This is a genomic window from Antarctobacter sediminis (assembly GCF_019218285.1).
Taxonomy (GTDB): Bacteria; Pseudomonadota; Alphaproteobacteria; order Rhodobacterales; family Rhodobacteraceae; genus Antarctobacter; species Antarctobacter sediminis.
Genome location: NZ_JAHUZG010000001.1, coordinates 942,649 through 963,127 on the forward strand (window position 1 = coordinate 942,649; position 20,479 = coordinate 963,127).

Consider the following 20,479-nt stretch of genomic DNA (forward strand, 5'->3'; position numbering starts at 1 on the left):
ACGCAAGTCATGACGCAGGAAGATCCAAGGAACAAGGCCGACGACGACGATGTCGATGGCGGCATGTCCACGGCCGAGGACCAGATCCGCGGACTGGGCCCCTTCCTGATGACTTCGGCGCTGTTTCTTGCGTCCGTTGCCCTGATCGTGCTGACCCCAAACCTGACCAAGGCGCCTCCGCCGAACATGGGCTATCACACGCATCCGGCGTTTTTCCCGATGCTCTGTCTGATCGTGATCGCCCTGTCCAGCGGGGTCGTCACCCTGCGGTGCCTGCTGCGCAGCCTGCCTTTTTCGTTGAGAGAGTTCGCGTCCAACCTCGCCCGGTACGGCACCATGCCGATGCTCTATTCGGCGCTTTATCTTGGGTATTTCTTCGTCGTTCCCCTGATCGGCTACATCCCGGCCACCGTGGTCTTTGTCGCCGTCACGCTGGCCTTTGCGAAGATGACCCTGCGCCAATGGCTGACGGGCGTGATCGGCCTGCCGATCATCTGCTTTGTCGCCTTCGTCTATTTCTTCGAGATCTGGTTCCCCGCGCCCAGCCTGTTCTGAGCCGTATCCTCTGATCCCCAAACCACCGGGAGACACCCTTGGAAGCCTTCGCCGTCGGAATAACCGCGCTGATGAACGTCTACGTTCTCACCGCTTTGGCCATCGGGGCCATTGGCGGGGTCGTGCTGGGCGCAATCCCCGGGCTTGGCCCGGTGGTGGCCATCGCCATCCTGCTGCCCGCGACCTTCCAGATGGATCCGCTTGTCGGGCTCAGCCTGCTGCTGGGGATCTATTCCGGCGCGTGGTACGGCGGCGCGATCCCGGCGATCCTGATCAACACCCCCGGCACACCGGTCAACGTGCTGACCACCTATGATGGCTATCCGATGACCAAACGCGGCGAGGGACGGCGCGCGCTGACGCTGGCCTATACCTCGTCCTTCGTGGGCGGCATCGTTTCGGTGCTGGCGCTGGTGCTGCTGTCGCAGCCGCTGGCTGCGATCGCCTCCAACTTCGGCTCGCCCGAGTTTGCCATGGCGGCGACAACGGCGGTGGTGCTGGTGGTGCTGGCGCATCGCGGTGCCACCCTGCCTGCGGCGATGATGGTGGGCGTGGGCCTGTTCTTGTCCACGGTCGGGCTGGAACAGACCTTTTACAGCCAGCGATACACCTTTGATCAGCAATGGCTTCTCAGCGGCTTTCCCCTGATCCCCGTGGGTCTTGGGCTGTTTGCGGTGTCGCAGGGTCTGGTGCTGCTCAGCGGCGCACAGAACCCGCCCGACACCAAAGAGCCGGCAACGCCCAACTACTCGGCCCTGTTCGAGGTCTTTACCTACCCCGTCACCCTGTTCCGTTCCGCCGGGTTCGGCGTGGTCATGGGCGTGCTGCCCGGTGTCGGCGAATGGATGGCCCAGTTCTTTTCCTACACGCTGGCGCGGTCCGGGTCGAAGAACCCCGAACAATTCGGCAAGGGGTCGCCCGAAGGGCTGATCGCCTCGGAAACCGCGAACAACGCGGTGCCTGCCTCGGCCATGGTGCCGCTGCTGTCGCTTGGCCTGCCCGGTGAGGCGCTGACCGCGATGATGCTTGCGGTCTTTACCGTACACAATGTCTTTCCCGGCCCGACCCTGTTCGAAACCCGGCCCGATTTCGTCTATGGCCTCTACGGCTCGCTGTTCATGATCAACATCGTGGCCTTCGTTTTCCTGCTGCTGTTCAGTCACTGGATCGCGCTGGTCACGCGGCTGAACTACAAACTGATCGGGATGGGCGTGCTCGTCTTCGCCTTTGTCGGGGTCTACACGACCAACTACAACATCCGGGACTGCTATCTTGCGCTGGCATTCGGCATCATCGGGCTGGGCCTGCGCCGGGCCGGACTGCCGCTGATGCCAATCCTGCTGGGGCTGGTTCTGGGTCCGATCCTTGAAAACCGCCTGCGACAAGCCATCGGCACCTCCGGTTCGGCCACCGTCTTTTTCGAACGGCCAATCTCGCTTGTCTTCATCGGGATGATGGCCTTGGCGATTGCGCTGCATCTCTACTCGGTCTTTCGCAAGGACCCCATGGGAGAGATCGAGCACGCCGGAAAACACGACTGACCCCATTCCAGCGGTCCCATGCGGGCTGCCAACAGAAGGACTCTGCCCAGTGGACAGCCAGACCCTCACCCCGGACGCCCCCGCGCAGGACGCGCGACTGACCTCGGATCAATGGCGCGCCCGCGCCAGTGCGGTGCTTGCGGGCAAGCAAAGCAACTTTCGTCCCGGGCCAGCCCTGCCCGCGATCATCGCCGATCACAGCAAGGGTTTCCGCATCTACGACGTGGACGGCAAGGATTACATCGACTTCGTACTGGGCATGGGTCCGGCGATCTGGGGACATGACAATCCCGAAATCGCCGAGGCCGTCCGTGCCCAGATGGAACGGCAGTTCTCGGCCGCCTCTTCGCTGATGCACACCACGCTGGAAATCGAATTGGCCGAAAAGGTCGTTCAGCACGTCCCCTGCGCCGAGCGGGTACGCTTCGGCCTGACCGGGACCGAGGCTGACCAGCTGGCGATGCGACTGGCGCGCGGTGCCACCGGGCGGCCCTACGTGCTGCGCTGCGAGGGGCATTATCACGGCTGGGTCGACAATGTCTTTGGCGGGCACCTTGCCTCGCTGGACCCGGAAACGCCCTTCCCCATGCGCAGCGATGCCACAGGCGCGGGCATCGGGCCACATGCGCAGGACGACATCATGATGGTCCGCTGGAACGACGCCGAGGCGCTGGAGGCGGTGCTGGATCGGCATGGCGACAAGATCGCCATGCTGATGATGGAGGCCGCTCTGTGCAACAACGGCTGCTGCCCGCCGCGCCCCGGTTATCTTGAGCGCGCGCGCGAACTTTGCGACAAGCACGGCGTCCTGCTGTGCTTCGACGAGGTCATCACCGGCTTCCGGATGCATATCGGTGGCGCTCAGGGGGCCTATGGTGTGACGCCGGACCTGGCTGTCTTTGGCAAGGCGCTGGCCGGGGGGCTGCCGCTGTCGGCGCTGACGGGTCGCGCCGACGTGATGGCGCATCTGTCCGAAAACAAGGTGCTGGGTGGCGGCACCTTCAACTCGTTTCCGCTGGCCATGGCCACGGGTCTTGCCACCATGCAGATGCTGGAACGTGACGATGGCGCGGTTTACCGGCGGCTGGACAAGGTTCACACATCCATCGCCGACGGCCTGCGCGAGGCTGGCCGAAAATACGGCTATGACCTGCTGGTGCAGGGACCTCCGGGCTTTTTGTTCTTTGCCTTCGCCGACATGGATGTGGCCTATGCGCCGCATGAATTCGCCCATGCGGATGCGACGCGCGCGATGGTCCTGCGCGGCCATCTCGAAGAGCAAGGCATCCTTGTGGCAGGTGGTTCGCGCCTTGTCACCTCGGGCGCGATGCCCGACGATGATATCACAGAGGCGCTAGCCCGCTTTGACCGCGCCTTTGACAGGATGCGCGCAGAAGAAGGCTGACCACCCATGGAGATCAAGCAGCTCAGGTATTTCCGCACCGTCGCACGGTTGCGCAGCGTCACCTCGGCAGCCGCCGAACTGGGCGTGACGCAACCGGCGGTGGGTATGCAGATCCGACGCCTCGAAGAGGATCTGGGTCTGACCCTGTTCACCCGCCATTCGCGCGGTGTGCGGCTGACCACAGCCGGCAAGCTGCTGCTTGAACACTCTGACAAGATCCTGCGCAGCGTCGAACGCGCCACGCGCGAGCTGGAACGGTTTGGCGATCCGGCTTCGGGGACGGTTCATATCGGCGTCACGCCTTCGATCGCGCGGGTGCTGGTGCCGCGCCTGTTGGAACAATGCGGTGACAAGCACCCCAGCGTCTCGCTGCTGTTTTCACACGGGTTTACCAACGAACTGGACCGGCTGTGGCAGCAAGGCGCGGTGGATTTCGCCTTTGTCGAAGAAGAAATCGACGACGAACAGGGCGAAAGCATGCCGCTCTACCGCGAGACCTTTCAGTTGATCGGCGCAACGCGCCTGATCGAAACACTGCCAAACCCGGTGCCAGTCGAAACGTTGGCCAGTCTGCCGCTGGTGCTGGACGGGCGCGACAACAGGCTGAAATCCCGGGTGCTGGTGGCGCTGAACGCGCAGGGGCTGACCTTTGACGACATGATCGAAATCCGCTCGCTCGAGATCCGACGCGAATATGTCTCGCAGCAGAAACGGTTTTGCATCGCCCCCACGGCGCTGTTCTCGAACGAACTGGACTCGGGCATCTGCTCCGCGCGCGACATCGAACTGTCCTCGCTGACGCGCGTGCTGCAATTCGCCGGGCCACGGGTCGAACGCCTGTCCGAGGCAGAGTCCCACGTCCGGGAGATGATCGTGAACATCGTGGACGATGCCATCGCCAAAGAGCTTTACGGCTGGTCCCTGCCCTGACCTCACGCGCGCCCGGACCGGCGCGCCAGAATCGAACAACCGAAACCCCGCGCGCCCTGCGTGATGGCCCCGTCCGGCCATCCGCCCGCCCGTCCCGTGTCTGCACCCAAGGCCTGCCCATGTCCCGTTTCGATCCCCGCCCGACCCTTGGATTCCTTGCCCGCGGCGCGCGCCCATTGATCGAGCGGCCAGATTGGTTCGCGCGGATCACACCACGGACACTGGGACAGGACGCCATCGCCGGGCTGACCGGCGCCTCCATCGTCCTGCCCCAAGGCGTAGCCTTTGCCGCCATTGCCGGACTGCCACCGGAATACGGCTTCTATACCGCGATGGTGACACCGGTTGTCGCGGCGGTTTTCGGTTCGTCTTGGCATGCGGTTTCCGGCCCCACCACGGCAATTTCAGCGCTGGTCTTTGGTGCGCTTTCGGGCAGTTTCACCCCCGGCAGCCCCGAGTTCATTTCGGCGGCGATCTCTTTGGCGGTACTGGTCGGCCTGATACAGGTCATGCTGGGGCTGGTTCGGCTGGGCGGGCTGGTAGACTTCGTTTCGCATTCGGTCATGGTTGGGTTCATGGCCGTCGCGGCCCTGCTGATCGCGCTCAGCCAGATGCGGCACGCCCTCGCGGTCGAACTGCCAAGACCCGAACACCTGACAGAATTCCTTGCCGCGCTGCCCGAGGCCCTGCGCGGCACCGATCCCGCATCGCTGTTTCTTGCGGCGCTGGCGCTGGCCGTGGCCATCCTGTTCCGCAGGATCTTTCCCAAGGGACCAAATTACCTTGTGGCCCTTGCGGCGGCGACGCTTGCCTATCTTGCGATGGGAGAGGCTGCCCAGACGGTCCATACTGTCGGCACCGTGCCGTCTGTCCTGCCGGGCCTTGCCATGCCGCAGATGAACCTTGCCGTCTTTGACAGCCTCGCCTCGGCCAGTGTCGCCATCGCGCTGGTCGGCCTGCTGGAGGCCATGTCCGTCGCACGCGGCATCGCGACGCAATCCGGCCAGCCGATCGACAATAACCGCGAGTTCCTGGGTCAGGGGATGTCGAACCTCGCAGGAGGGTTCTTTCAGTGTTACCCCGGCTCGGCCTCTTTTACCCGCAGCGGAGTCAACTACGAGGCCGGGGCGCAGACCCCGCTTTCAGCGATTTTTGCCGCCGTCTTTCTGCTGGTGATCCTGTTGTTCGTTGCGCCTTGGTTCGCGCTGGTGCCCACGCCAGCCATGGCGGGGATCATCATCCTTGTGGCGTGGAAGCTGATCAAGTTCGAGGAGATCACCCATATTGTCCGCAGCAGCCGCTCCGAGACATGGATCGCCATCGTGACCTTCGTCACCGGCCTTTTGGTGGATCTTGAATTTTCGATCTACGCCGGTGTCCTGCTGTCCTTGCTGTTGTTCCTGAACTGGACGGCGCATCCGACACTGGGCATTGCCGCCCCGGACCCGAAGGCACCGCGCCGGGTGTTTCGCAATGTCGAGCTGAACAACCTGCCGGAATGCCCGCAACTAGTGATCGTACGGTTGCACGGGCCGCTCTATTTCGGTTCGGTCGAATATGTGCGGCGCTGGTTCCGCGTGCTGGAAACCCAGCGTCCTGCGCAGCGGCATGTCCTGTTCATCGCCGCCGGCAGTTCGGAGTTCGATCTGCCCGCCGCCGAATTCCTGATCGACCTCGCGCGCCGCCTGCGCCAGCGTGGCGGCGCCCTGCACGTGCAGGTCAAGACGCCGCGCAGTCTGGCCCTGATGCGCGATTTTGGCGCCATGGCCCCGGATGCCGTGGGCAAGGCGCAGTTCCATCTCAGCAAGGGCGACGCGGTCGAAACCATCGTGCCACAGCTTGATCCGGCGATCTGCGACACATGCCCGGCCCGCATCTTTCGCGAATGCCCGCAGGCCCGGTGATATCGCGGCCCCTTCGCGCGCCGGGATCATTCGTGTTAACGATCGGCCATGGACAAGCTTTCCGTCATGCAGGCCTTCCGCCGGATCGTGGAGCGCGGCAGTTTCGCCCGCGCCGCCGAGGATCTGGGCGTTTCGCCCGCGCTTCTCAGCCGCGAGGTCAAACTGCTGGAAGAGAGCCTTGGCAGCACCCTCCTGACGCGCACCACCCGGGCCATGTCGCTTACCGATGCGGGGCGGCTGTATTACGAAGAGGCGCAAGGCATCCTTGACGCCGTGGCCGGGATCGAAAACCGCATCCGCGAGGGGGCCGGCGCGGTACGCGGCCATCTCAAGGTCAATGCCTCCAGCTCTTTCGGGCAAACCGTCATCGCGCCTTTCCTGCCCGCGTTTCTTGACCGCTACCCGGACCTGAGCCTGACCCTGTCGATGGATGACCGCGTGGTGGACATGGTCGAAGGTGGCTTTGACGTGTCGATCCGCATCCGTTCAGCCATGCCGGATTCGGCCCTTGTCGCGCGCAAGATCGGCACGGTTCGGCAAAGGATCTTTGCCGCACCGGGCTATATCGACCGAAACGGCGCCCCGGCCACCCCGACCGATGTGCCCAATCATCGGATCATCGGCTTTCTGCTGGCCGATCACCTCAGCAGCTGGGTATTGCACGGCCCCCATGGCACGGAAACGGTAGAGATCGACCCCAAGGTTCGCGTTGGCAACAGCCTTGTGCTGCGTGACCTGCTGATCGCCGGCCACGGGATCGGCACGCTGCCGGATTTCGTCTCGGCCGCGCCCGAAGCCAGTGGCGCGCTGGTTCAAATCCTGCCGGACTGGGAACTGCCCGCGCCAGAAATCTTTGCCGTCACCGCATCGCGGCTTGGGATGGATGCGCGCGTGACCGTCTTTCTCAAACACCTGCGCGCGGCGTTGGCGGGCTGACATTCTTCAACGCTGGTAAAGAGTGATGTGACAGCGGGCCGGTTATTCCCGCCCGCCGCATCACCGATCTTCCGGGCATCCACAGATGACAGCCCATGAGGATCCCATGACCCGCGTTCTTGTTCTTTACTATTCCAGCTACGGCCATGTCCGCGCCCTTGCCCGGGCCGAGGCCGAAGGCGCAGCCAGCCTGCCGGGCGTCCGTGTCGACCTGCGCCGCGTGCCTGAAACCCTGCCCGAAGAGATCCGTCGCAAGGCAGGTTTCGTCGAGGACGACACCGCGCTGGCCAGCCCCGCCGATCTGGAGAACTATGATGCCATCATCCTTGGCACGCCCACGCTGTTCGGGATGATGGCCGGACAGATGAAATCCTTTCTGGATCAGGCCGGGGCGCTTTGGGCGCGGAATGCGCTGGTCGGCAAGGTGGCCGCAGTTTTCGCCTCGACCGGATCGCAACATGGCGGGCATGAGGCCACGCTGCTGTCCACGCAGATCCCGCTTCAGCACTTTGGCATGTTGATCGTCGGCATGCCTTACAGTTTCGCGGGCCAGACCACGATGGACGAACTCACGGGTGGCGCGCCCTATGGCGCCGGAACCATCGCGGGATCGGATGGGTCACGCACCCCCAGCGAAAGCGAATTGGCCGGCGCGCGGTTTCAGGGCGCGCATGTGGCCCGGATCGCGGCGCGGCTGGCCTCGGCCCCCGCTCAAGATGCCGCCGCGTGACACCACTGTGAAAGGATCCAATTATGCTCCGCCATATCCTGCGCCTGCCGCACCGCAGCGCCCCGCACATCCGCCAATGTGACCTGCCCGCCACCCTTTTGCGCGATGTCGGGCTTGCCGATTGTTCCGGCTGTCGCAGTCCGCGCGCCGATCCTTTTCAGACCATAGCGAGGATGCGGCCATGACCCGGACCACCGACATCCTGCTCACCGCGCTGGCCCCGGCGATCTGGGGCAGCACCTATCTTGTAACGACCGAGGCGCTGCCGCAGGGCTATCCCGTCACGCTGGCGGTTCTGCGCGCCCTGCCTGCCGGGCTGGTACTTTTGGCGCTGACACGCAGCCTGCCACCCCGGGCATGGCTGGGGCGGACCTTTCTGCTGGGCGGTTTCAACTTTGCCCTGTTCTGGGTGCTGCTTTTCGTGGCCGCCTACCGCCTGCCGGGCGGGGTGGCGGCCACGCTGGGGGCCTTGCAGGCCATGATGGTACTGCTGATGGCGCGCGGCTGGCTGGGAACACCGATCCGCGCCGGCGCGGTCATGGCCGCCACCAGCGGCGTGCTGGGCGTCGCCCTTTTGTTGCTGGGACCAGAGGCGCGGCTGGACCCGATCGGTATCGCGGCAGGCCTTGGCGGCGCGGCTTCGATGGCGGCGGGCACGGTGCTAAGCCGGAAATGGCAACCTCCCGTCTCGGCGCTGTGTTTCACGGCGTGGCAACTGACAGCGGGCGGGCTGATCCTCTTGCCGCTGGCAGTGCTGCTGGAACCGCCGCTGCCGCCGCTGACCGCGACCAACCTTGCCGGGCTGGCTTGGCTGGGCCTGATCGGTGCCGCCGCAACTTATGCGCTGTGGTTTCGCGGGGTCGCCCGGCTGGAACCCGGTGCCGTGTCGATGCTGGGCATGATGAGTCCGGTCACGGCGGTGATCCTTGGCTGGCTCTGGCTGGGACAGGCGCTGTCCCCGGTTCAGGCCCTTGGCGCGGTCATCGTCCTGGCCTCGGTCTGGGCCGGTCAGCGGGCCAATCGCGCCACTGGCCAACCGCCGCTCCGCCGGAAAACCGTCAGGGCCGCGGCATAGCCCTCACCCCAAACCCCTGTTGCAAAAGGGGTTTGGGGACTTCTCAGCTTCATTTGTCCAAAGATTTCCGCTCCCGCTTGCCCGTAACGCATCTAGTATGGTAGTTAATTCAGCAAGAGGAGAGAATCATGGCGACATACCTAATTTCCGGCGCCGCCAGCGGCATCGGCCAGGCCGTTGCACGCCTGGCGTTAGAGGCGGGTCACAATGCGGTCTGCCTTGACCGCTCCGACGACATCGGCAGCCTGTTCCGCGATTTCCCCACCGCCCGCGCGTTCAATGGTGACATCACCCGGCCCAAAGATTGCCGCGCGGCGGTCGACCTTGCGCTTAGCGCATTCGGTGGCCTTGACGGGCTGTCGCACAATGCGGGCATCCAGCGGTACGGCAGCGCCGAGGACACATCGGACGAGATCTGGAACGAGGTCATCGCCGTCAACCTGACCGGCGCTTTCAACATGGCGCGCGCCGCGCTGCCGGAACTGCGCAAGCGACGCGGCAGCCTTGTGTTCATGGGCTCGGTCCAAAGCCTTGCCTCGCAACAGAACGTTGCCGCCTACACCGCATCAAAACATGGGCTGCTTGGACTGGCAAAATCCATCGCCATGGATTTCGCCGCCGACGGCGTGCGCTCGAACATGGTGGCCCCGGGCGCCGTCAAGACACCGATGCTGGACTGGGCCGTGTCGCTGGCCGACGACCCCGATGCCGTCTGGTCCACGCTGCATGGCATGCACCCGATGGGCCGCGTGGCCACCGCCGAGGAAGTGGCCGAGGTCGCCCTGTTCCTGCTCTCCGACAAGGCCGCCTTCGTCACCGGAGAGGTCATCCGCGTCGATGGTGGCCTACTCAGCCAGATCGCCGGAACCCCCAAGGAAGTCGAAAGATGAAAATCACAGATATCAAGGCCACGACGGTCGCCGTGCCGCTAGAGGCCCCGATCCGCCATTCCAACGGTGCCCACTGGGGCCGGTTCGTCCGTACCATCGTCGAGGTCGTCACCGACGAGGGACTCTCCGGCTGGGGAGAGATGGGCGGCGGCGGCAGTTCCGCCGAAGAAGCGATCTGTGGGCTGAAGCCCTACCTTGTGGGCCATGACCCGGTGCAGCTGGAACAGCTGCGCTGGAAGATCATGAACCCGGTCGGGTCGCTGTATAACAACCGGATGCAGCTGCATGCAGCGATCGAGATGGCCTGCCTTGACCTTGCGGGCAAGGCCACCGGTCTGCGCGCCTGCGATTTCCTGGGCGGCGCGCTGCGCGAACATGTGCCTTTTGCCAGTTATATCTTCTATCGATACGCCGACGAGGCCAGCGGCAAGGGCGGCGAAACCGCCGCCGAAGAGATCGTCGCCCACGCCAAGGCGCTGAAAGCGGCGCATGGGTTCAGGACGCACAAGCTCAAGGGCGGGCATTTCGCCCCCGACCATGACATCGAGGTACTGCGCGCCCTGGCCGAGGCCTTTCCGGGCGACGGGCTGCGGTTGGACCCGAATTCCGTCTGGTCGGTCGAAGAAGCGATCCGCGTGGGACAGGCGATCGAAGGTCTGAACAACGAATATTTCGAAGACCCCACATGGGGCCTTGAGGGCATGCGTCGGGTCCGCCAGTTCGTGCGCATCCCCACGGCGACCAACGCGGTTGTCGTCAACTTTGAACAGCTGGCGCAGTGCATCCGCCATGACCTTGTCGACGTGGTCCTGCTGGACACGACCTTCTGGGGCGGGTTGCGGCAGGCTCATAAGGGCGGGCAGGTTCTGGAAACCTTCCAATACGGCGCGGCGGTGCATTCCTCGGGTGAACTGGGCATCCAGCTTGCCTCGATGCTGCACCTTGGCGCGGCGCTGCCCAACCTCAGCTTTGCCGCCGACGCGCATTACCACCATCTGACCGATGACATCATCAAGGGTGGCAAGCTGGCCTATCGGGACGGCGGCATCGACCTGCCCACCGGTCCCGGTCTGGGGGTCGATGTCGACCGGGACAAGCTGGCCCAATACGCCGAACATTACCGCAAGGTCGGCGGCTACACCTACGACCGCGATCCGGGCCGCCCCGGCTGGTATTCGGTCTTTCCCGAACGCCGCTACGCCGATCCGGCGCTCAAGGAAATTCCGCAGATGGAGAAGGCACATGGCTGAGGTCACGCTGCGCAATGTCGTCAAGGCCTACGGCCGCCACCCGGCGGTCAAAGGCATCAACCTGGACATTCCCGACAAAAGCTTTGTCGCGCTGGTCGGCCCCTCGGGCTGTGGCAAATCGACGACGCTGCGGATGATCGCCGGGCTGGAAAGCATCTCTCATGGCGAGGTTTCGATTGGCGCGGATGTGGTCAACGACCTGCCCTCGCGCAAACGCGGCGTGTCGATGGTGTTCCAGTCATACGCGCTGTACCCGCATATGACCGTCCGGCGGAACCTGTCCTTCGGCCTGCGGATCAACGGCGTGCCCAAGGACGAAATCGACCGCCGCGTGGCCTTTGCCGCCGAGGTTCTGGAACTGGCTCCCTACATGGACCGCAAGCCCGCCAACCTGTCGGGAGGTCAGCGCCAGCGGGTTGCCATGGGCCGGGCCATCGTGCGCGAACCCAAGGTCTTTCTCTTCGACGAACCGCTGTCGAACCTTGACGCCAAGCTGCGCAACCAGATGAGGGTCGAAATCAAGAAGCTGCACCAGCGGCTGAAGAACACCATCGTCTATGTCACCCATGACCAGATCGAAGCCATGACCATGGCCGACATCATCGTCATCATGCGCGATGGCCGGATCGAACAGGTGGGCGCGCCGCTGGAGGTCTTTGAACAGCCTGCCAACCGCTTTGTCGCCGGCTTCATCGGCGCGCCGCAGATGAATTTCTTTTCCGCCCGCGTGCAGGGCGATGCCCTGCATGTCGAGGGGCTGGGGCGTTTCCACCCGCCCGCGGGCAAATTCGACCTGCCCGCCGATGGCGGCAGCGTCACGCTTGGCCTGCGGCCCGAAAACATCGTGCCTGCGGGCCATGGCCTGCAACCGACCAACGCGGTGGATTTCCAAGCCACCGTGCCGCTGACGGAATCGCTTGGCAACGAGACGATCCTTTTTGCCGAAGCGGCGGGCGTGCCCTTCACCGCGCGGATGCAACAGCCGCGCGACGTGGCCGAGGGCGAATGCCTGTCCTTTCACGCCGATGCCGACCGGCTGCACGTCTTTGACCCCGAAACGGAACAAAGCCTGCTGCGGCAGGCCGAACCGGAACTTGCTGCCTGAACAGAACGACGAGGAGGAGACCACCCAATGAAACTGACACGTTTGACCACCGCCGCGCTGGCTTTGGCCGCTGCGCCCGCGCTGGCGCAGGACATGGCCCATGACAAGGATTTCTGGCGCGATGGTCTGGACCAGATGGCCGAGACCTGTGGCTTTGACCACACCGGCTATGTGACCGACCAGTACAAGGCCTACCTGCAATCCACCATGAGCGCGGGCAAGCCGCCGCAAATCTTTACATGGTGGACCGGCAACGCGCTGACCGACATCGTGTCTTCTGGCCTTGCCGCCCCCGTGGACGAGATCTGGGACGCCAAGATCGCCAGTGGCGAATATGCCGCCGGGACCCGTGACCTGTTCACCGTGGATGGCAAGACCTACGCCCTGCCGATGCTGCTGGCGCGTTGGGTGATGTTCTACAACACCGAGATGTTCGCCGAGGCCGGGATCGAGTCCGAACCGCAGAGCTGGGCCGAACTGATGGAAGCCGCAGAAAAGCTCAAGGCCGCGGGGCACACCCCGTTCGAAGCCACCGTGCAGGACGGTTGGCGCGGGTTCATCTGGTTCTCCGAGATCATGATCCGGCAGAACCCGGAGGCCTACAAAGGCCTGCATGATGGCTCTGTCCCCTATGACGGCCCCGAAGTGCAGGCCGTGTTCGACACATGGGTCGACATGTACGCCAAGGGCTATTTCACCGACCCGAGATCCACGGAAGAGGCCGAGGACTTTGCCCGCGGCAAGGCAGCCATGTACCTGATGGGCGAATGGGCCGCTGGCACGCTGGTCGACAACGGCATGACCATCGGCAAGGATCTGGGCGTCTTCATCACGCCAAACGCCGATGCCGGGCTGCCCGCGCAGGTCATCGTCGAGGGCGCGCCGATCCTGATCTCGAACGACGCATGGGACGACGCCGAAGCCCGCGCCGCCTATGAATGCTGGGCCTCTGTCGATGGCGCCAACAAATGGGCCGAGGTGCAGAGCATCTTCAACGGGAACCTCAAGGCCAAGGCCCCCAACGGCATCGTACAAGAAGTGTCGGCCGACATGGCGGCGGGCGGTCATCTCGCCCGCAACCGCTGGTGGGAGGCGGTGCCTTCGGACCTGCAGGGCGATCTGGTGGCCGAACTCTCTGCCTTCATGCTGAACCCGACCGCCGAAAAGGCGACCGAGGTCATGCAGAACATGCAGGCCTTCAACCAAGCCTATTGGGACGATCAGTACTGACGTCTCCTCCCCGGATCCGGCCCGTCTCCCCGGCCGGATCCGGGACCTGATTTTCTTCCTCCGCGCAGGAGAGCAGCCATGCCCCGCCACAACATGACAGAGGCCGAACTGGCCCGCGTCGATCTTGCCGCCATCGAAAAGGCCGACCGCCGCCACCAGCGCCGCAGTCGCTGGACCGCGCTGGCCTTCATGTCACCGGCGCTGCTCCTTGTCGGGGGCATGTTGCTGTATCCGGTGTTCTACAACATCTGGATCAGCTTCACCAAATGGCGCAAGTTTCGGGGTTTCGATGAATGGGCAGGGTTCGGGCAATATGAACGGCTCTTTGCCAATCCCAATTTCGAAACCGCGGTGCAGAACACCTTTATCTGGGTCATCGTCTCATTGGTGCTGCCGGTGGCGCTGGGCCTGTTCATCGCGGTGCTGCTGCGCGGCCAACGGTTCGAGGAAGTTGCCAAGAGCATCTTTTTCCTGCCGCGCGTTCTGGCCCCGACGGCCATCGGCGTCCTTTGGTTCTATGTCTATGCACCCGACGGGATGCTGAACGCGGTGCTTGGGCTGTTCTCGTCCCAGCCCGTCGATATCGGCTGGCTTTACGATGATGCCACCGTGACCGGATCGGTTGTCGTGGCCTACCTGTGGCAGACCGTGGGCCTTGCCATGGTGTTGCTGCTGCTGGGGCTGGCCGCCCTACCCTCTGACCCGCTGGAGGCCGCCGCCGTCGAGGGCGCGACCGCCTGGCAGACCTTCCGCCACGTGACGCTGCCCCTGCTGCTGCCGACGATCCTTGTCGTGGTCATCCTTTCCGTGCTGGCCGGCTTTACCGTCTTTGACCACATCTGGGTCATGGCCAAGGATTATCCGGGCAAGCGCACGCTGTCGCTGACCGTCTACATGTATGTCGAAGCCTTCGAGAAATCGTCCTGGGCCTATGCCTCTGCCATCGCGGTGATCCTGGGCCTTGTGGTGCTCAGCGTCACCTGGGCGCAGGTGATCCTGCAAGACCGCATCGAACGTCTGACCAAGTGAGGATCCGGACATGACTGCCACCGACACGTCGATCGACCTCAAGGCGCTGGACTATGACGCCATCGCCCGCCGCGAACGCCGCCAGCACAGCCCGAACCGCGCCGTTGCCGCGCTGATGATCCTGCTCAGCCTCCTGTGGCTGGCACCCTTCTACTATCTCGTGGTCTCGGTTCTGAAGTCACCCGAGGAATACGCCGCCAAGCCGCCGCTGGCGCTGCCTGACGGGATCTGGCCGCTTTGGGCAAACCTGTCCGAAGCCTGGACCACGGCCAAGATGGGCTACGGGCTGATGAATTCGATGCTTTATGGCACGGTGGGCGCGGTTCTGGCTGTCTTTATCGCCACCATGGCCGCCCATGGCCTGTCACGGTTCCAGTTCCGCGGCCGCACCTTCTGGTTCATGCTGCTGTTTTCCGGCACTGTATTTCCGTTCCAGATGTACTTGATCCCGCTGTTCTTTTCCTATCTCAAGCTGGGGCTTCTGGACACGCGCTTTGGGATGATCCTGTTCTATACCGCGATCTGCATTCCCTTCCCCGTGCTGGTGATGAAAAGCTTTCTCAGCCAGATGTCGACCGAGATGGACGAGGCCGCGCGCATGGACGGCTGTTCGGAACTGCGCCTGTTCTTTTCGATTGTGCTGCCCAATTGCGCCGGTCCTTTCGTCGCGCTGTTCCTGCTGCAATTCACATGGATCTGGAACGACCTGATCTTTTCCACCGTCCTGACCCAAAGCGCCGAGGTCCGCTCGGTCATGTCGACGCTGCAAGTCTTTCAGGGCGCATATGCGAAGTCCTCGCAGACGGTGGTCATGGCGGCCTCGCTGCTGGCCTCGATCCCGACCGTGGTGCTTTTCTTCGCGCTGCGAAAACATTTCATGCAAGGCTTCCAGGCCAAGGGACTTTGAGGAGACGCCCATGCCCGCCCCCAAAAGCAAACCCGTAGCCCTTGGCAGTTTCGCCCTCGAAACCGGGCGCCCGGCCTCGCAGCAGGTCCATGATCACCTGCGACGCGAGATCATCTCGGGCCGCCTTGCACCGGGCACCTCGTTGTCCGAGGCCAACCTCTGCAACCATTTCGGGGTCAGCCGTCAGCCGGTACGCGAAGCGCTGTTGCGGCTGTCCACGCAATCGCTTGTGGAAATCTATCCACAGCGCGGCTCCGTGGTGACACGGATTTCCGTCGCGATGGTCCGTCAGGCCCAGTTGATCCGCGAGGCGGTCGAGGTCGAAACCCTGCGGCGCGCCATCGACCGCCGCACCAGCGATTTCCTCACCGAATTGCGCAATGAACTGACCCTGCAACGCGCCTATGTCGACGTGGGGGACATTGCCCGCTTTTTCGACAGCGACCAGAAATTCCACCGCCGGATCTGCGATCAAAGCGGCGTGACCGGGATCTGGGAAAGCCTGCAACAAAGCCGATCTCAACTGGACCGCGCCCGCCATGCCGAGCTTGAAACCGTCCGGTCCCTGCCGCCGCTGATCGCCCAGCACGAGGCCATCGTCGATGCCATCGACGCCGGGGACAAGCAACGGGCCGAAACCGCCATGCGTCAACACCTGCGCCGCATCACCGACCACCTCGAAGAAACCGTGGCACAGGCCCCCGAACTCTTTGACAATGACGATCCCGCATGAGCCACCCCATGCCGCAAATCCGCATCGCCTGCCCGCACCGGACGGTTGTGGGTGAAAGCCCGGTCTACGACCCGCGCACCGGAGCGCTGCATTGGGTCGATATTCTGGGTAAGGCCATCCTGACCCTGCGCGATGACGCGCTGACCGTCACGGCAGCGCCGGATTTCCCCACCGCCCTCGGCCTTTGCCGGGACAAGGGCACCGCGATTGTCGCCTTTGCCGGGGGCGTTTCGCTTTGGCAGATCGGCACCGACCGGTTCACGCCTTTTGCCCGGATCGAGGACGAACCCGACGGCAACCGCCTGAACGAAGGCGCGGTTGCGCCCGACGGGTCGTTCTGGGTCGGCACCATGCAAAGCAACTTTGACGTCTCGGGCACCATGCGGGACATGGATCGAAACTCGGGCGCTTTTCATCGTGTCGCCCCGGACGGCAGCGTGACGCGGCTGACCGATCACCGCTTTGGCATCACAAACACGCTGGTCTGGGACGAGCCACGCGGCCATGTGATCTTTGCCGACACGCTGGCGCAGGCGCTGTATCGCGCGCCATGGCCCAACAATGGTCCGCTGGCCGTCACCCCCTTTGCCGTGACGCAGCAGGACGGTTTCCCGGACGGGTCTTGCATCGACGCCGAAGGCCATGTCTGGAACGCCCGCTATGCCGGGGGCTGCCTGCTGCGCTTTGCGCCGGACGGGTCTCTGGACCGCCGGGTGCCGCTGCCCGCCACCAATATCACCGCCTGCGCCTTTGGCGGCGAGGGGCTGCGCACGCTCTACGTGACGACCGCCACCAACCAGCTGGACGCCAGCGCCCTGTCCCGCCCGGAACAAGGCGCGCTGCTGGCGCTGGACGTGGGTGTGGCCGGTTGCCCAAGCCCCCTGTTCGGAGCCTGACATGCCAGAGGTGACGATTTTTTGGGACCGGGGCCGCGCCCAAGTGCAGCTGTTGGGCAGCATGGTCACGCCGGTTCTGACCCTGCCCGACGGACGCGAGATCGCGCCGTTGGTCACGGCACCATGGGGCGACGATGACACTGCCGACCATGACGCCCTGCCTGGCCTGATGAAACGACTGCGCGGCGAATGGCCCTGTGTCCCTTTCGGCGCGCCGGACGCCCCGGCAGATCTGCCGTCCCGGTGGCGCCCCGCCAAATCGTCGCCGGTGGGCGAGGATTTCCACGGCTTTGGCGCGCACCATGACTGGACCGTGACCGGACAAGAGGATGGCGCGGTATCGCTGGCCATCGACTATCCCGCGGATCACCCGATTGCCCGGCTGGAACGGCGCATTGCCGGCGTCGCCGGTGCGCCCGCCATCGAGATTTCGCTGTCGATCCACGCACGCCGCGCCGTCGCCGCACCCATTGCGCTGCACCCGGTCTTTCGCCTGCCGGACGAACCGGGCGCGGCAGACCTGAATCCCGGCCCCTTTGCCGAGGCGCGCAGCTTTCCGCTGCCGGTCGAACGCGGCGTCTCGCGGCTGCGCCCCGACGCCGTCTTTGCCACACTGGAAAAGGCCCCGGCCAAAGGCGGCCCGCTGGCGCTGAACCGGTTGCCCTTGCCCGTGGACACCGAGGAGCTGGTGCAGCTTTGCGGCACCCTTGGCCGGGTCGAACTGACCAACCATGCCGAAGCCTACCGCGCCACGCTGGACTACGACGCCGAGGTCTTCCCCTCGACGCTGCTCTGGCTTTCGAACCGGGGGCGCAGCGCCTACCCGTGGAACGGACGGTTCCTTGGCCTTGGGATCGAACCGTTGCGTGGGGCCTTCGACCTTGGCCCCGATGTGGGTTGCGCCCCGGACAACCCGATTGCCCGCGCCGGTCACGCCACCGCGCTGGACCTGTCGCCCGACACGCCTTTCACCACCACCTACCGTATCGGCATCGCCGAGATCTGAGGCCCCATGCCCCCTATCCGCAAGATCCAGATCCTGCACCAGACCCACACGGATCTGGGCTATACCGACCACGCCGACGTTCTGCGCCTGCACCATCGCGACATTCTTGCCAAGGCGCTGGACCTTTGCGAGGAAACCGCAGACGCGCCGCCGGGCGCTCAGGTCAAATGGAGCTGCGAGGTCACCGGGACCACGCTTGATTTCCTGCGCAACACCTCCTCTCGCAATGTGGACAGGTTTCGCGCCCTGCATGAACAGGGGCGCATCGCCGTTGGCGCGCTGCGCTGGCACTGGACGCCGCTGGTGTCCCCCGCACTGGCCGCACAGACGCTGAAGGACATCGACAGCCTGCGCGACGATTTCGGCATCCGGATCCGTTCGGCCATGCAGTGCGACGTGAACGGGCTGGCTTGGTTCTGGAATGACCTTCTGACCGCACGCGGCGTGGATTTCCTGTTGACCCAACAAAACCCGCATCGCGGCTATTGGGGTGACCGGGTGCCCTCGGCGTGGTGGTGGAAGAACCGTTCCGGCGGGCGAATGCTGGTGGCGCAGGCCGAACACTACGGCATCGGCGGCGGCTATCTGATGCTGGCCCGCAGCGGGCAGCAGATGCTGGCCGACTTGCAAGAGGTGCTGGACCGGCACAGTGCCAGCCCCGCTTGGCCCTTTGACTTCACCACGCTGACCGTCACCAATACCGCCAATGGCGACAATGTCTTTCCCGACCAAGGACTAAGCGGGGCCGTGGCCGACTGGAACGCCAAGAACGAGATCCAGATGGAAATCGTGACGCTGGACGACCTCGCACAGCGATTGCACGCAAAGGCAGAGGCCCTGCCCGAACAATCCGGTGAATGGATGGATAGCTGGTCCGATGGCGAGGCGTCGACGCCGCTGGAAACCGCTGCCGCCCGCAGCGCAGAACGACTGTTGCCGGTGATCGAGGCGCTTGGCGGCGATGCCAGGCCGGAATTCGAGGCGCTGGTCGAGGCGCTGGCGCTATACGACGAACACACATGGGGGGCGCATAGTTCGGCCACAGCGCCGGAGTCGCTGTTCACCACCATGCAACGCACTGTGAAATCGAACCACGCCTACCGCGCCTTTGCCTTGGCGCAACGCCTGACGGCCACGGCGTCGCGCGCACGGTTGGCGTCACCGGTCGAAGGCGATGCCGGTTTTGGCGCGACCTCCGGCGACGCTCTGCCGGACGCGCAAAGCTATCTGGTGGCCAATCCGACGGATCTGCCCATGTCCGTCGACTGGCCGGTGCCCTTTGACCGGGGCGCGGGTCCGCAGATCTCGATCCCGCAGGGGCATGGCACCAATGCCTATTTCCCCGGCTTTGGTGAGGACGGCTGGACCGACAAACTGCAACCGGGTGCCCCCGATGGCCAACACCGACTGCGGGCAGAACTGCCGCCGCGCGCCGCCATCGTGATCCGCCCGACACTTGCCGAAACCGGCGGTACGACCGTCAGCGCCACGCGGATCGACACGCCCCATGCGCGCCTTGAGCTTGATGCCGCAAGCGGTGCCCTGACCGGCTGGCTGGACAAGGCAAGCGGCACCCAACTGATAGATGGCCCGACGCTCGCACCCTCGGTGCACCTGCTGCGCAGGGGTTTCACCCGCCGACAGATCTTTCGGGCGCCTTACTGGGAACGGTCGGGCCTGCCGATGGGATGGGAAGAACAGGATCTCTGGGAAGAGGACAGCATCACCGTCACCCCGGGCAAAGGCTTTGTCGATGCCTCGGGCGGGCACCTGCCGGTCACGTTTGATTTTGCCTGCGGCATACACATTGCCGCCACATGGACCCTGCCCCACGGCGCGCCATGGCCGCGCCTTGTGGCACAGCAAAGCGCGACCGGCGTGTCCCGCGCCTTTTCGATCAACTGGCCGGTGGATTTCGCGGGCTTTACACAGGGATCGCGCATCGACACCGGTGGCGGCATGGTCGACACGCTGACGGGGCACGTCACCTCGTCCTGCCTGCGCTGGCAATCGGCGCAGCGCGGCGTAGCGCTGGACGCCGCCGACGGACGTGCGATAGCGCTGGCCACACCCGACACGCCGCTGTTTCAGCCCGGCGGTCCCGCCACGCGCAGCCCGCACAAGGCGCCCGCGCGGCCCGATGGCGGTGTCTTTTGGGCGATCAATACCCATTGGGACACGAATTTCCCCAGTCACGTGCATGACCCGGCCCCCTTCCGCCTGACGCTTGGGCTTTGCTCTCATGACACCACGCTGGACACGCTGGAGGCCATGACGGCCACCCCGGTCATTGTCCGCGCCCCCTGTGCCAGCGAAGGCCCCGTGCCGGATTTCTGGCCCACCCGACCCTAAGGAGA

Annotated in this window: 18 protein-coding genes; all 18 read left to right on the plus strand. The window is 64.6% G+C overall.

Annotation, left to right across the window (positions count from 1 at the left end; translation table 11 throughout):
- Positions 1-9 precede the first annotated feature (9 nt).
- The 18 genes from KJP30_RS04495 to KJP30_RS04580 all read left to right on the plus strand — a co-directional run bounded on the left by KJP30_RS04495 (position 10) and on the right by KJP30_RS04580 (position 20,474).
- Positions 10-555 carry a tripartite tricarboxylate transporter TctB family protein gene (locus KJP30_RS04495; protein ID WP_218447793.1) on the plus strand — a complete coding sequence of 182 codons (546 nt, stop codon included), beginning with the start codon at positions 10-12 and terminating at the stop codon, positions 553-555.
- 38 nt (positions 556-593) lie between these two features.
- A complete protein-coding gene (locus KJP30_RS04500) occupies positions 594-2,096 on the plus strand; it encodes a tripartite tricarboxylate transporter permease (protein ID WP_246594345.1) in 1,503 nt (500 codons plus the stop codon).
- Positions 2,097-2,145: 49 nt separating this feature from the next.
- Positions 2,146-3,501 (plus strand): aspartate aminotransferase family protein, encoded by a 1,356-nt coding sequence (locus tag KJP30_RS04505; RefSeq protein WP_218447794.1) that lies wholly within the window; start codon positions 2,146-2,148, stop codon positions 3,499-3,501.
- Positions 3,502-3,507: 6 nt separating this feature from the next.
- Positions 3,508-4,431: a LysR family transcriptional regulator gene (locus KJP30_RS04510; RefSeq protein ID WP_218447795.1), complete on the plus strand. Its 924-nt coding sequence runs from the start codon at positions 3,508-3,510 to the stop codon at positions 4,429-4,431.
- Positions 4,432-4,550: 119 nt separating this feature from the next.
- A complete protein-coding gene (locus tag KJP30_RS04515; protein WP_218447796.1) occupies positions 4,551-6,335 on the plus strand; it encodes a SulP family inorganic anion transporter in 1,785 nt (594 codons plus the stop codon).
- Between the two features lie 48 nt (positions 6,336-6,383).
- A complete protein-coding gene (locus KJP30_RS04520; protein WP_218447797.1) occupies positions 6,384-7,271 on the plus strand; it encodes a LysR family transcriptional regulator in 888 nt (295 codons plus the stop codon).
- A gap of 106 nt (positions 7,272-7,377) precedes the next feature.
- Positions 7,378-8,001, plus strand: a complete 624-nt coding sequence (gene wrbA / locus KJP30_RS04525; protein ID WP_218447798.1) for an NAD(P)H:quinone oxidoreductase — start codon at positions 7,378-7,380, stop codon at positions 7,999-8,001.
- A gap of 181 nt (positions 8,002-8,182) precedes the next feature.
- Complete coding sequence (locus KJP30_RS04530) at positions 8,183-9,076, plus strand: EamA family transporter (RefSeq protein WP_218447799.1); 894 nt, start codon at positions 8,183-8,185, stop codon at positions 9,074-9,076.
- A 128-nt stretch (positions 9,077-9,204) separates the two neighbouring features.
- A complete protein-coding gene (locus KJP30_RS04535; RefSeq protein ID WP_218447800.1) occupies positions 9,205-9,966 on the plus strand; it encodes an SDR family NAD(P)-dependent oxidoreductase in 762 nt (253 codons plus the stop codon).
- Entirely contained in the window at positions 9,963-11,216 is a 1,254-nt protein-coding gene (locus KJP30_RS04540) for an enolase C-terminal domain-like protein (RefSeq protein ID WP_218447801.1), read from the plus strand. The genes KJP30_RS04535 and KJP30_RS04540 overlap by 4 nt, the downstream gene beginning before the upstream one ends.
- Positions 11,209-12,321, plus strand: coding sequence for an ABC transporter ATP-binding protein (locus KJP30_RS04545; RefSeq protein ID WP_218447802.1), 1,113 nt, complete (start codon positions 11,209-11,211; stop codon positions 12,319-12,321). The genes KJP30_RS04540 and KJP30_RS04545 overlap by 8 nt, the downstream gene beginning before the upstream one ends.
- A 27-nt stretch (positions 12,322-12,348) precedes the next feature.
- On the plus strand, positions 12,349-13,551 hold the full coding sequence (locus tag KJP30_RS04550) for an ABC transporter substrate-binding protein (protein WP_218447803.1): 1,203 nt from the start codon (positions 12,349-12,351) through the stop codon (positions 13,549-13,551).
- Positions 13,552-13,629: 78 nt separating this feature from the next.
- Entirely contained in the window at positions 13,630-14,580 is a 951-nt protein-coding gene (locus KJP30_RS04555; protein ID WP_218447804.1) for a carbohydrate ABC transporter permease, read from the plus strand.
- A gap of 10 nt (positions 14,581-14,590) precedes the next feature.
- Complete coding sequence (locus tag KJP30_RS04560; protein WP_218447805.1) at positions 14,591-15,487, plus strand: carbohydrate ABC transporter permease; 897 nt, start codon at positions 14,591-14,593, stop codon at positions 15,485-15,487.
- A gap of 10 nt (positions 15,488-15,497) precedes the next feature.
- Positions 15,498-16,220 (plus strand): GntR family transcriptional regulator, encoded by a 723-nt coding sequence (locus KJP30_RS04565; RefSeq protein WP_218447806.1) that lies wholly within the window; start codon positions 15,498-15,500, stop codon positions 16,218-16,220.
- Positions 16,217-17,116 (plus strand): SMP-30/gluconolactonase/LRE family protein, encoded by a 900-nt coding sequence (locus KJP30_RS04570; RefSeq protein ID WP_218447807.1) that lies wholly within the window; start codon positions 16,217-16,219, stop codon positions 17,114-17,116. Before KJP30_RS04565 ends, KJP30_RS04570 begins: the two co-directional genes overlap by 4 nt.
- A gap of 1 nt (position 17,117) precedes the next feature.
- Positions 17,118-18,122 carry an aldose epimerase family protein gene (locus tag KJP30_RS04575; RefSeq protein ID WP_218447808.1) on the plus strand — a complete coding sequence of 335 codons (1,005 nt, stop codon included), beginning with the start codon at positions 17,118-17,120 and terminating at the stop codon, positions 18,120-18,122.
- 6 nt (positions 18,123-18,128) lie between these two features.
- Entirely contained in the window at positions 18,129-20,474 is a 2,346-nt protein-coding gene (locus KJP30_RS04580) for a glycoside hydrolase family 38 N-terminal domain-containing protein (RefSeq protein ID WP_218447809.1), read from the plus strand.
- Positions 20,475-20,479: the final 5 nt, after the last annotated feature.

Bases quoted from the DNA above. Each gene is read 5' to 3' on its own strand.
- KJP30_RS04495 (WP_218447793.1), top strand. From the start codon at position 10: ATGACGCAGGAAGATCCAAGGAACAAGGCCGACGACGACGATGTCGAT.
- KJP30_RS04510 (WP_218447795.1), top strand. From the start codon at position 3,508: ATGGAGATCAAGCAGCTCAGGTATTTCCGCACCGTCGCACGGTTGCGC.
- KJP30_RS04515 (WP_218447796.1), top strand. From the start codon at position 4,551: ATGTCCCGTTTCGATCCCCGCCCGACCCTTGGATTCCTTGCCCGCGGC.
- KJP30_RS04520 (WP_218447797.1), top strand. From the start codon at position 6,384: ATGGACAAGCTTTCCGTCATGCAGGCCTTCCGCCGGATCGTGGAGCGC.
- wrbA (WP_218447798.1), top strand. From the start codon at position 7,378: ATGACCCGCGTTCTTGTTCTTTACTATTCCAGCTACGGCCATGTCCGC.
- KJP30_RS04530 (WP_218447799.1), top strand. From the start codon at position 8,183: ATGACCCGGACCACCGACATCCTGCTCACCGCGCTGGCCCCGGCGATC.
- KJP30_RS04535 (WP_218447800.1), top strand. From the start codon at position 9,205: ATGGCGACATACCTAATTTCCGGCGCCGCCAGCGGCATCGGCCAGGCC.
- KJP30_RS04540 (WP_218447801.1), top strand. From the start codon at position 9,963: ATGAAAATCACAGATATCAAGGCCACGACGGTCGCCGTGCCGCTAGAG.
- KJP30_RS04545 (WP_218447802.1), top strand. From the start codon at position 11,209: ATGGCTGAGGTCACGCTGCGCAATGTCGTCAAGGCCTACGGCCGCCAC.
- KJP30_RS04550 (WP_218447803.1), top strand. From the start codon at position 12,349: ATGAAACTGACACGTTTGACCACCGCCGCGCTGGCTTTGGCCGCTGCG.
- KJP30_RS04555 (WP_218447804.1), top strand. From the start codon at position 13,630: ATGCCCCGCCACAACATGACAGAGGCCGAACTGGCCCGCGTCGATCTT.
- KJP30_RS04560 (WP_218447805.1), top strand. From the start codon at position 14,591: ATGACTGCCACCGACACGTCGATCGACCTCAAGGCGCTGGACTATGAC.
- KJP30_RS04565 (WP_218447806.1), top strand. From the start codon at position 15,498: ATGCCCGCCCCCAAAAGCAAACCCGTAGCCCTTGGCAGTTTCGCCCTC.
- KJP30_RS04570 (WP_218447807.1), top strand. From the start codon at position 16,217: ATGAGCCACCCCATGCCGCAAATCCGCATCGCCTGCCCGCACCGGACG.
- KJP30_RS04575 (WP_218447808.1), top strand. From the start codon at position 17,118: ATGCCAGAGGTGACGATTTTTTGGGACCGGGGCCGCGCCCAAGTGCAG.
- KJP30_RS04580 (WP_218447809.1), top strand. From the start codon at position 18,129: ATGCCCCCTATCCGCAAGATCCAGATCCTGCACCAGACCCACACGGAT.